9 protein-coding genes, 1 pseudogene and 1 riboswitch are annotated in these 10799 nt (G+C 73.1%); of the genes and pseudogenes, 5 read left to right on the forward strand and 5 right to left on the reverse strand.

The annotated features are described in order from the left end of the window. Nucleotides 1–1146, forward strand: a 1146-nt coding sequence (locus AN218_RS21640; RefSeq protein ID WP_070018562.1) for a phytoene desaturase family protein, incomplete at its 5' end; no start/stop codon positions are given. Between the two features lie 1308 nt (nucleotides 1147–2454). Here the strand turns inward: AN218_RS21640 and AN218_RS34705 are convergent. The 5 genes and pseudogenes from AN218_RS34705 to AN218_RS21665 form a co-directional block, all read right to left on the reverse strand. Next, a pseudogene (locus tag AN218_RS34705) lies at nucleotides 2455–2730 on the reverse strand (hypothetical protein); the annotation flags it as partial. A gap of 39 nt (nucleotides 2731–2769) precedes the next feature. Then, nucleotides 2770–3687 carry a methylenetetrahydrofolate reductase [NAD(P)H] gene (gene metF / locus AN218_RS21650; protein ID WP_070018564.1) on the reverse strand — a complete coding sequence of 306 codons (918 nt, stop codon included), beginning with the start codon at nucleotides 3685–3687 and terminating at the stop codon, nucleotides 2770–2772. Nucleotides 3688–3954: 267 nt separating this feature from the next. Further along, on the reverse strand, nucleotides 3955–4635 hold the full coding sequence (thiE, locus tag AN218_RS21655) for a thiamine phosphate synthase (RefSeq protein ID WP_070018565.1): 681 nt from the start codon (nucleotides 4633–4635) through the stop codon (nucleotides 3955–3957). A gap of 186 nt (nucleotides 4636–4821) precedes the next feature. Beyond that, entirely contained in the window at nucleotides 4822–5187 is a 366-nt protein-coding gene (locus AN218_RS21660) for an Rv2175c family DNA-binding protein (RefSeq protein ID WP_070018566.1), read from the reverse strand. A gap of 115 nt (nucleotides 5188–5302) precedes the next feature. Further along, a complete protein-coding gene (locus AN218_RS21665) occupies nucleotides 5303–6559 on the reverse strand; it encodes an NAD(P)/FAD-dependent oxidoreductase (RefSeq protein ID WP_070018568.1) in 1257 nt (418 codons plus the stop codon). 190 nt (nucleotides 6560–6749) lie between these two features. Next, nucleotides 6750–6860: riboswitch (TPP riboswitch) on the forward strand. Here AN218_RS21665 and thiO point away from each other — a divergent pair. The 4 genes from thiO to AN218_RS21685 all read left to right on the forward strand — a co-directional run. After that, complete coding sequence (gene thiO, locus AN218_RS21670) at nucleotides 6858–8093, forward strand: glycine oxidase ThiO (protein WP_070018567.1); 1236 nt, start codon at nucleotides 6858–6860, stop codon at nucleotides 8091–8093. It overlaps the preceding riboswitch by 3 nt. 74 nt (nucleotides 8094–8167) lie before the next feature. Further along, the gene (gene thiS, locus AN218_RS21675; protein ID WP_070018569.1) at nucleotides 8168–8392 is read left to right on the forward strand and encodes a sulfur carrier protein ThiS; all 225 of its coding nucleotides are present in this window, start codon (nucleotides 8168–8170) and stop codon (nucleotides 8390–8392) included. Nucleotides 8393–8398: 6 nt separating this feature from the next. Continuing rightward, nucleotides 8399–9286: a thiazole synthase gene (locus tag AN218_RS21680; RefSeq protein WP_079132439.1), complete on the forward strand. Its 888-nt coding sequence runs from the start codon at nucleotides 8399–8401 to the stop codon at nucleotides 9284–9286. A 582-nt stretch (nucleotides 9287–9868) separates the two neighbouring features. Beyond that, nucleotides 9869–10799, forward strand: a 931-nt coding sequence (locus tag AN218_RS21685; protein ID WP_141747646.1) for a protein kinase domain-containing protein, incomplete at its 3' end; no start/stop codon positions are given.

The following is a 10799-nucleotide window of genomic DNA, read 5'->3' on the forward strand; positions in this document are numbered from 1 at the left end:
ACCCGGCGCCCGCTGCTCGAAGAGCCGCTGACGGCCTCCGGTCTGCCGGCGCTGCGCGCGGGCCTGGCCCGCGACCCGTACCCGACGCCGCACCGCAAAGGCCTGCTGCGCCGCCGCGGCCCCACGCTCGCCGAGGCCGCCGCGGACGAACTCCGCGATCCCCGGCTGGAGTCGATGCTGACGGCCCTCGCGAACTCCTACGGGCTGGACGCCCGGGAGGCTCCGGCGGGCGCCGCGGTGCTCGCGTACGTCGAGCACACCTTCGGAAGCTGGTACGTACGCGGCGGGATGCGGGCGTTCGCGGACGCGCTGTACGAGCGCTGCACGGAGCGGGGCGTCCAATTCCGGTTCGGCTGCGAGGTGGTGGAGGTGGCGACGGAGGACGGTGCGGTACGGGGCGTACGGCCGGCGTCCGGGGCGCCAGGCGACGCTGAACGGGCCCCGGGCGGGCGGGAGTCGGCGAGCCGCGACCTGCTCACCCCCGGGCCGCAGAACTTCGAGCCCGCGGACGCCGTGGTCGTCGGCGGTGCCCGGGTCCCCGGCTCCGCGGCGGAGGCCGGAGAGGACGCGACGGCTGCGGTGCCCGCGCTCTCGCGTCTGACCGTCCTGCTCGCGCTGCGCGGCGCACGCCCCGCGGACACGCCCCACCGCACCGTCGTACACCGTGCGGATGCCCCCACGCGCCCGCTCACCGTGCTACGGCCCGACGATCCCGCCCTGCGTCCCGACGACGCGCACGAGAGCGCCGTGCTCTCCGTCGCCCTCCGCCCGGACGAAGCCGACGGGGAGGAGGCAGCCGCGCGGCTCGCGGACCGGCTCACCGAGGCCGCGGACGCCGCCGGACTCGCCCTGGGCGAACGGGTGTTGTGGCGTGAGGTGCGTACGCCCCGCGACATCGAGGCCGAGACGGGAGCACCGGACGGCCTGGTGCCGGCCCCGGCGCTGGCGGGCCCATGGGCCCGTGACGGGGGCCGTGCCGTACGGGAGGCGGGAAGCGTCCGTCCGCCCAACTCGGCGGCCACGAAGGGGCTTTACCGCGTGGGCGGCTGGGCGCACCCGGGCGGTGGCGCCGCGCACGCGGGGATGTCGGGCGCGCTCGTGGCCGGGCTGATCGTGGAGGGGGACGACTGGCGGGGCTCGGCCTGAGCGGTATCGGGGATCCGTCCGCACGGGAAGGCGCGGCCGCCGCTCAGTAGTAGTCGCTCAGTAGTAGTAGCCGTTGCCGGGCCCGTAACCGTTGCCCGCTCCGTAGCCGTTGCCCTGGCCGCCGTAGCTGTTGCCCTGGGGGCCGTATCCGTTGCCCTGGGCCCCGTAGCCGTACGGGTCGCCGTTCTGCTGGTACGGATACCCCTGCTGTTGCTGCTCGTTGGGGTCGCGCTGCTGCGGGACCCAGGCCCCCGCGCCGCCGGTCGGCGCCTGGGGGAAGTAGGGCTGGCCGTCGGCGTACGTCTCGCCGTTGCCGTACATCGACCCGTACGCGTCGGCACCCGCGCCCATCGCGCCGAGTCCGCCGCCCCCGCCGAAGGTGTCGGAGACGCCGTACGGGGACTGCTGCGGCCCGTATCCCTGCGGATCGCCGGGCACGCCGTAGCCCCCGTAACCGCCGTAGGTGTCGTAGCCGCCGCCCATGGAGTCGTACCCGCCGTACGCGGGCCCGCCGGGCGCCATGCCGTTGCTGTCGAAGGCGGCGTACGGATCGGAGTAACCGCCGTACTGCTGCGGGGCGTTGCCGTCCTGGTATATGCCGGGCTGCTGGCCCGCGCCCGGATAGGCGCCGAGGCCGTCGTAGCCGCCGCCGAGCGTGAACTCCCCCGTGATCTCCTCCGGGAGCGGTCCGGGCTGGTAGACGGGCACCTGCTGCTGGAAGTTGTCCTGGGGGCCGAAGCCCTGGGGACCGAGGTCCTGGGGGCCGAAGCCGTTCTGCGGCGGGAAGGAGCCCGTCTGGTAGCCCTCGGTCTCGGGGCTGAAGGGACTGAAGGAGCTGAACGCCTGGGTGCCCTCGAAGCCGCCCGGACCACCCGGAACACCGGGACCGCCCGGGCCTCCGGGGCCGCCGAAGGCGTCCGCGCCCGCGAAGGCGTCCACGCCCGGAAAGCCCGCCGTCTCATAGCCGTTGGCGTTCCCGTTCGGGTTGTCGTAGCGGTTGCCCGACGGGACGGGGCTGTCGTAGCCGTTGCCGTTCGGAGCGGGAAAGCCCGGCGGGGCGCTCATGTCCACCGCCGGGAAGCCGCCCGTGTCATAGCGGTTGGGGCCGCCGTAACCGCTCGGTGCGCCCATGGAGTCCACGGCCGCGAAGGAGGCGGTGTCGAATCCGTTCGGCTCCATGCCGAGCCGCCCGCCCTCCGCGCCGAAGCCGCCGGAGGCCGTGAGCGCGGGCACGGGCTGGGGTGCCTCGACCTCGTCGAACCGTGGCCCCGCGTCGAGTTCGGGCTGCGGCTCGGGCTCCCGCTCCTCGCGGCGGCGGCTGACGCCGGGCACCCCGGTCAGGGCCCAGCCGGCGACGAAGCCCCGCCGGTAGGAGAGCGTCACGAACGTCTGCCCGGTGGCGAAGGCGGCGATCCCGACGCCGATCACGAGGACCGACGGGATCAACGCCCCCGCCACGACGCACAGGAAGCCGGTGAAGGCCAGCACACGCCAGCGCAGCCGCGCCTTGTACTGCAGCAGCACCTCGCCCAACAGCCACAGCGCGACGATGCCGAACGCGATATAGAGGACTGTCCAGCCCATGTGCGCCCCCTTCTCACTGCCTCGGCCGGCTACTTCGGCTCAGGATCGGTTGCGGAGTCCAAGATTCTGATGGATTTCCAGCGTTGCCGTGGAGTTGTTGAGCGTAATGAAGTGAAGTCCGGGGACCCCTTCGGCCATCAGCGTCGCACACATCTCCGTCGCGTACTCGATCCCGACCGAGCGTACTGCCGCCGGATCGTCCTCGACCGCCCGCAGCCGGTCGGCCAGTTCGTCCGGGATCGTCGCATTGCTGAGCCGTGCGAAGGTCTCGATCTGGTTCACGTTGGTGACCGGCACGATCTCCGGGATGATCGGCGTCTCGCAGCCGGCGGCGGCCGAACTGTCGCGCAGCCGCAGATAGTCCTCCGTACGGAAGAACATCTGCGTGATGGCGTAGTCGGCGCCCGCACGGCACTTGTCGACGAAGTGGCGTATGTCGGTGTCCCAGTCCGCCGAGCGCGGATGCATCTCGGGGAAGGCCGCGACGCCCACGCAGAAGTCGCCCGACTCCTTGATCAGCTCGACGAGTTCGGCAGCGTAGGTCAGACCCTCGGGGTGCTTGACCCACTCGCCCATCGGGTCTCCGGGAGGGTCGCCCCGGATGGCGAGCACGTTGCGGATGCCGGCGTCCGCGTACTGGCCGATGACGTTGCGCAGTTCGGACCGGGAGTGGCTGACGGCCGTGAGGTGCGCGACCGGGGTCAGCGTGGTCTCGTTGGCGATCCGCTCGGTGTTGCGCACGGTCCCCTCACGCGAGGAGCCGCCCGCACCGTACGTCACGGAGACGAAGGTCGGGGATACGGCTTCGATCCGCCGCAGGGCGTTCCACAGCGAGCGTTCGCCCTTCTCGGTCTTCGGGGCGAAGAACTCGAACGAGTACGAGGGCTTCCCCGTCGCGAGAAGCTCACGCACAGTCGCCGCGTTGTCTGTCCTGGTAGCTGAGATACCGATGGCCATGCTTGAAGGCTATCGGCCTTGGCTAGAGGGCGACGGGCCGTGAAGAGCGCTTACGTCCCTTCCGTCCGCCCTTGTCGGCGCCCCCGCCGACGAGGATTTTCGCAGTTCGGCACCGCTCGTACGCGGTTCGTACGCGGCGTGATCATGGGGCGGTCACGGCCGCCGGCCGCTGTCGGGGGCGGCGCCGGGACCGTTGCGGAGGGGCCTTGCAGGACCCGGGACGCAGCGTCCGTATCCGTGCGCGGACGGTCGCGCCGCGAGCTGCGCTCAGGGGCGCCGGCCTGCGGCGTCGTCCGCGGCGCGCTGCCGCAGCCGTGCCGCCAGCGAGGCTGCCGCGGCCTCCGGATCGGCCGCGCCCGTGAGCACCCGTACGACGACGACGCGTCGCGCTCCGGCGTCCAGCACCTCGTCCAGGTTGGACTCGTCGATCCCGCCGATGGCGAACCAGGGACGCTCGGTTCCCTTGGCCGCCGCATACCGGACGAGGCCGAGCCCCGGCGCGGGCCGCCCCGGTTTGGTGGGGGTCGGCCAGCAGGGGCCGGTGCAGAAGTAGTCGACGCCGGGCTCCACGACGGCCGCGTCGACCTCGGACTCGGCATGGGTTGAGCGGCCGATGACGGTCTCCTCGCCGAGCACGGCGCGGGCGGCGGGCACGGGCAGATCGCCCTGACCGAGGTGGAGCACGTCGGAGCCGCAGGCGTGCGCGACGTCCGCGCGGTCGTTGACGGCGAGCAGCTTCCCGTGGCGGCGGCAGGCGTCGGCGAAGACGGCGAGGTGCTCCAACTCCTCGGCCGCCTCCATGGTCTTGTCGCGGAGCTGGACGACGTCGACGCCGCCGCGCAGCACGGCGTCGAGGAAGTCCGGCAGGTCGCCCTGCTCCTTGCGCGCGTCGGTGCACAGATACAGCCGGGCATCGGCGAGCAGGCGGCGGGCGATGGCGGTGCTCATGGCGGGAGTCCCCGGGACGGGGGCGTGCGGTCCGGACGCGGGAGCGCCGTGCCCGGACCGCACGCTGATGNTGCGGTGCTGCCCGGGGCCCCGATGCACTGCGGGGCGCCCCGGGACGCGGGCCCCGCGGTAGCGCGGGGCCCGGGATGAGGAGCCGCGGCCGTACGCCGCGCGCTGTGCCGGATGTCACACGGCGAGGGCCTGGGCTCGCCGCTTGACCTCCGTGCCGCGGTTCTCACGGAGGGCCTGTGCCGGGGTGCCGGGCAGGCTCTCGTCCTCCGTGAAGAGCCACTCCAGCATCTCCTCGTCGCTGAAGCCGTCGTCCTTGAGGAGCGTGATGGTGCCGACGAGGCCCTTGACGATGCGGTCCGACGCGATGAAGTCGGCGGGAACCTGCAACGTCCGCTCCTCCCCTCTGCGGACCGCGATGAGCTGGCCCTCCTTGACCAACTGGCGAGCGCGGGTCACCGGGACATCCAGCTTCTCCGCGACGTCGGGGAGGGTGAGCCAGGCGGGGACGAGAGCATCGGTCTTTGCATCAATCTCTGTCACGCCACCAGCGTGCCATCCCGCTGTGACAGTCACTACTGTGCGGCCGCGACCGGACCGTTCACCGGGCCGTCGCCGGGCGGCCGCCGCGCGCCCGTTTCAGAGTGGTCGCGCGGGCTCACGCGGGCGGGCGCCCCTGATCGGACACGGCCTTCTTCAGCGGCACGTCCGCGTCCGCCGCCCGCCCCGCGTCCAGCGGCGTACCGCGCTCGATGAGCCGCCGTCCCTGCGCCAGGTCGCGCGGGCGGCCGACCGCGAGCAGCGCCGTGAGCGCACCGCCGCGCAGCCAGCACACCGACCAGGCGGCCTCCTCGGGGTCGCCCCGCCACAGCAGCTCGTCCGCCGCCGTGTGGTGGCCCGCGTACTGGACGAAGCGGCCGAACTGCTCGGACCAGAAGTAGGGCACCGGGTCGTAGACGTCGCGCTCCGCCTCGCCGTCCGGCAGCGTGCCCGCGGCGATGTTGGCGGCGACGGTACGCGGCCCCTGTAGCGCGTTGTCCCAGTGGTGCACGAGCAGCCGCTCGCCGAAGCGGGCGGAGGGGAAGGAGGCGCAGTCGCCGACCGCGTACACGTCCGGGGCGGAGGTCCGCAGCCCCTCGTCCGCGAACACCTCGCCGCGCGGCCCGAGTTCGATGCCCGAGCCCGCCAGCCAGTCCGTCGCGGGACGGGAGCCGATGCCCACGACGACGGCGTCGGCCCGCAGCCGCGTCCCGTCCTCCAGCAGCACTCCCCCGCGCTCGACGGCGCGTACCGCGACGCCCGTACGCAACCGTGCGCCGCTCTCCTCGTACCAGCGGCGCATGGGCGCCGCGACCTCGGCGGGCAGCGCCCCCGGCAGCGGCTGCTCGGCGGCCTCCACAACGGTGACGGCACAGCCGGCCTGCCGCGCCGCCGTCGTGAACTCCGCCCCGATCCAGCCCGCACCGGCCACCACGACCTCGCCGCGGGCGGCCAGTACGGGACGCAGCCGGGCGGCGTCGTCCAGCGTGCGCAGCAGATGGACGCCGGGGACGCCCTCGCTGCCGGGCAGCGCGACGGGAGCGGCGCCCGTCGCGATGACGAGATGGTCGTAGGCGACGTCGCCGGCCGCGGTCTCCAGCCGGCGTTCGCCGGTGCGCAGGCCCGTCACCTCGCGGCCCAGCTCCAAGTCCACGCCGAGGTAGGCGAAATCGACGTCGAAGGCCACCTCGGACGCGGCGTCGGCGGGCACTTCGGCCGTCCCGTACGCGTCCTCGTCGCCGCCGGATCTGCCGAGCAGCACCGCCTTCGACAACGGCGGCCTGTCGTACGGCGGATGGGGCTCGGCGCCGATCAGCCGGACACCGCCCGGCCATCCCTGCTCCCGCAGTTGTACGGCCGTCTGCACACCGGCCATGCCCGCGCCCACGACGACGACCCGCTGTCCGCTCCGACTGTCGCTCACGCGCTCATCCTAGGTCGGCGCCGGACGCCCGAGCGTGCCCACCCTGTGCCCGCCCGTCACCGCCGCCTGCCGCACAACGGCGACGGCGCAGTACGCTGAAGCGACGGCTCCGCTCAGCGGCGCCTCGCACACGCCAACACCACATGCCATACGCGGGAGTCCGGACGCACCGGGCTGAGAGGGAGGCTGCGGCCTCCGACCGTACGAACCTGATCCGGGTCATTCCGGCGAAGGGAGAAGCAGTCTCCTCATGCGTGCCGGCAGCACACACAGCGACGTCGCCGTCGTCGGCGGCGGCATCATCGGGCTCGTCACCGCATGGCGGGCGGCACAGCGCGGCCTGAGCACGACGGTGATCGACCCCGAACCGGGCGGCGGCGCCGCCCGCGTGGCGGCCGGGATGCTCGCCGCCGTCACCGAACTCCACTACGGCGAGGAGGCCCTGCTCGCCCTCAACCTCGCCTCGTCCGCCCGCTATCCGGACTTCGTCGCGGAGTTGGAGAAGGCGAGCGGTCAGGAGACCGGCTACCGCCCCTGCGGCACCCTGGCCGTCGCGCTCGACGCGGACGACCGGGCACATCTGCGCGAACTGCACGCGCTGCAGCAGCGCTGCGGCCTGGAGTCGCAGTGGCTCACGGGCCGCGAATGCCGCCGTCTGGAGCCGATGCTCGCCCCCTCCGTACGCGGCGGACTGCGCATCGACGCCGACCACCAGACCGATCCGCGCCGTCTCGCGACCGCACTGCTGCTGGCCTGCGAGCGCGCGGGGGTGGTCTTCCGGCGCGCGGCGGCCGCAGAGCTCACCGTCGAGCGCGGACGGGCCGCGGGCGTACGCCTCGACGACGGTACGCGGGCGGAGGCCGGGCAGACCGTGCTCGCGGCGGGCTCGTGGACGTCCCGGCTGGCGGGGGTCCCCGAGGGGCTGCTGCCGCCCGTACGTCCGGTCAAGGGGCAGGTGCTGAGGCTGCGCATGCCCCGACGGGACGGTACGTACGGGCCGTTCCTCTCCCGTACCGTCCGCGCGGTCGTACGCGGAGGAAGCGTCTACCTCGTACCGCGCGCCAACGGCGAGCTGGTGATCGGCGCGACGAGCGAGGAGCTGGGCTGGGACACGACGGTCACCGCGGGCGGCGTGTACGAACTCCTGCGGGACGCACACGAACTCGCCCCGGGCGTCACCGAACTGCCCCTGACCGAGACCTCCGCGGGACTGCGTCCGGCGACCCCCGACAACGCCCCGGTGATCGGGCCGACGGCACTGCCGGACCTCCGTCTGGCGGCGGGCCACTACCGCAACGGCGTGCTGCTCACGCCCGTCACCGGGGACGCGATGGGCGAGCTGCTGGCGACGGGCGAACTCCCCGAAGTGGCACGCGCGTTCACGCCGGAGCGGTTCGGCGGCGACGAAGCCGCCTTGCCGTCGGCCCAGGTCCCGTACGGAAGCGAGCAGAGCAAGCACGGCGAGCCCCAGGAGCGTTCAGCATGACGACCGACCCCCGCGACTCCTCGCGCCCTTCCCTTTCCTCCGTCCCTTCGGCACCTTCCTCTTCCTCCGTCCCGGTGTCCGACACCGGGCCCGTCACCCTCTCCGTCTCCGTCAACGGCGCCTCCCGCGAGATTCCGTACGGCTCCACACTCGGCCAGCTCGTGACGGGCCTCACCTCCGCGCCGTCGGGCGTCGCGGCGGCCGTGAACGAGACCGTGGTGCCGCGCGGCGAGTGGGCGCGGCTGCGCCTGGCCGAGGGCGACCGGGTCGAGGTACTGACCGCAGTGCAAGGAGGCTGATCCCTCATGACCGTCACATCGACGAACGGAACGCGCGGAGACGGAGCGGCGGCCGAAGCGGCCCCCGGAGCGGACCGCGCGCCCGGAACCGACGCCTCCGGCGACGACCGGCTCGTCATCGGCGACCGCTCGTACGGTTCACGGCTGATCATGGGTACGGGCGGGGCACCGAGCCTGGAGATCATGGAACGCTCCCTGGTGGCCTCCGGCACCGAGCTGACGACGGTGGCGATGCGCCGGCTCGACCCGACCGTCCAGGGCTCGGTGCTGTCCGTCCTCACGAAGCACGGCATCGACGTGCTGCCGAACACGGCGGGCTGCTACACGGCGGGCGAGGCCGTCCTCACCGCCCGGCTCGCCCGCGAGGCGCTCGGCACCGACTGGGTGAAGCTCGAAGTCATCGCGGACGAACGTACGTTGCTGCCCGACCCCGTCGAACTCCTCGACGCCGCCGAGACGTTGGTCGACGACGGCTTCACCGTGCTGCCGTACACCAACGACGACCCGGTGCTGGCGCGGAAGCTGGAGGACGCGGGCTGCGCCGCCGTCATGCCGCTGGGCTCCCCCATCGGCTCCGGCCTGGGCATCCGCAACCCGCACAACTTCCAGCTCATCGCCGAGCGCGCCGCGGTCCCCGTGATCCTCGACGCGGGCGCGGGCACGGCCTCGGACGTGGCCTTCGCCATGGAGCTGGGCTGCTCCGCGGTGATGCTGGCGTCGGCCGTGACGAGGGCGCAGGAGCCGGTGCTGATGGCCCGGGCGATGCGGCACGCGGTGGCGGCGGGCCGGCTGGCGGGGCGCGCGGGCCGCATTCCCCGACGGCACTTCGCCGAGGCGTCCTCCCCGACCGAGGGCGTGGCGGCGCTGGACCCGGAGAGCCCTGCCTTCGGCTGAGCGGCCGCAGCTCCCCGGGACCTTGGTCCCGGACACGGCACAAGGACCAAAGTCCCGGGACGTGCTTCCCCCGGTCCCGGCGTCCCCGTACGGGCCCCAGAAAAGCGAGCCCGCAGAACACGGAGATCCCCCGCGGAGAATCCGCACCCTCACCACCGGGAACCCCGGCACGGTGACGGGGAAAACCCGCGGAGATCCCGAAGCGGGACCCGCCCGGAACGCCCTACAGAACCCCGCCGAGAACCCCCGTAACGCCCCCGAAGCCGCCTAGGACCCGGGAAAGAAGAGGAACAAGGAAACAGGAATGACACCGGAGAAAAACCCCGACCACGACAGAGAAGGGGAAGCAAAGAATCCGGACGTTCCGATTCGACGTTCCGGCCGGAAGTCACGCCCCGGAACTCCCGCACCGATCCGCCCGCATACGGGAAATCCACAAAGCCCCGGGACCTCTCCGCTCCTCGCGACCAAGGTCCCGAACAGGGCAATCCGGATGATTCGCCCACGTCATTCGGCCCCATCGCCCACCACGGCGCGCACCACGGATTTCCGCCGCCGGGATGGCTCGTAGACTCTCCGTCAATGGATACGAGCCTTCAGGACTCCTCCTCCGGCCCCGCCGGGGAGCCGGCGCCGATCGGCCAGGTGCTCGACGGCCGCTACCGCGTCGAGTCGCGCATCGCCGTCGGCGGCATGGCCACCGTCTACCGCGCCGTCGACACCCGCCTCGACCGCGAGCTCGCCCTGAAGGTCATGCACCCCTCACTCGCCGTCGACGGCGCCTTCGTCGAACGCTTCATCCGCGAGGCCAAGTCGGTGGCCCGCCTCGCGCACCCCAACGTCGTCGGCGTCTACGACCAGGGCACGGACGGTACGTACGTCTATCTGGCGATGGAGTACGTCTCGGGCTGCACGCTCCGCGACGTGCTGCGCGACCGCGGCGCCCTGCGACCCCGCGTCGCCCTCGACGTCTTCGAGCCGATGCTCGCCGCGCTCGGCGCCGCCCACCACGCGGGCATGGTCCACCGCGACATGAAGCCGGAGAACGTGCTGATCGGTGACGACGGCCGCGTCAAGGTCGCCGACTTCGGCCTCGTACGGGCGGTGGACACCCAGACGTCCGTCGGCTCGGACACCATCCTCGGCACGGTCTCCTACCTCGCGCCCGAGCAGATCGAGCAGGGCACGACCGACCCGCGTACGGATCTCTACGCGTGTGGCGTGATGCTCTACGAGATGCTCACCGGCGCCAAGCCGCACTCGGGCGGCACCCCCGCGCAGGTCCTCTACCAGCATCTGCACGGGGAGATGCCCGCACCGTCGGCCGCCGTCCCCGGACTCGCGCCCGAGCTGGACGCGCTCGTCGCCCGCGCCACGGCCCGCGAGCCCGACGGCCGCCCCCAGGACGCGGGCGCTCTGCTCTCCGAGACCCGCGCGGCCCGCCACCGTCTGACCGCCGCGCAGCTCGACGCCGTACCGCCGAGGGCGAAGGAGCCGCAGCCCGGCCTCGCCG

It is taken from the genome of Streptomyces nanshensis (genome assembly GCF_001751255.1).
Lineage (GTDB): Bacteria > Actinomycetota > Actinomycetes > Streptomycetales > Streptomycetaceae > Streptomyces > Streptomyces nanshensis_A.

What these genes read in the sequence shown, in the direction of transcription:
- metF (WP_070018564.1), bottom strand. Translation starts at nt 3,687, where the DNA reads ATGGCCATCGGTATCTCAGCTACCAGGACAGACAACGCGGCGACTGTG.
- thiE (WP_070018565.1), bottom strand. Translation starts at nt 4,635, where the DNA reads ATGAGCACCGCCATCGCCCGCCGCCTGCTCGCCGATGCCCGGCTGTAT.
- AN218_RS21665 (WP_070018568.1), bottom strand. Translation starts at nt 6,559, where the DNA reads ATGGCCGGTGTGCAGACGGCCGTACAACTGCGGGAGCAGGGATGGCCG.
- thiO (WP_070018567.1), top strand. Translation starts at nt 6,858, where the DNA reads ATGCGTGCCGGCAGCACACACAGCGACGTCGCCGTCGTCGGCGGCGGC.
- AN218_RS21680 (WP_079132439.1), top strand. Translation starts at nt 8,399, where the DNA reads ATGACCGTCACATCGACGAACGGAACGCGCGGAGACGGAGCGGCGGCC.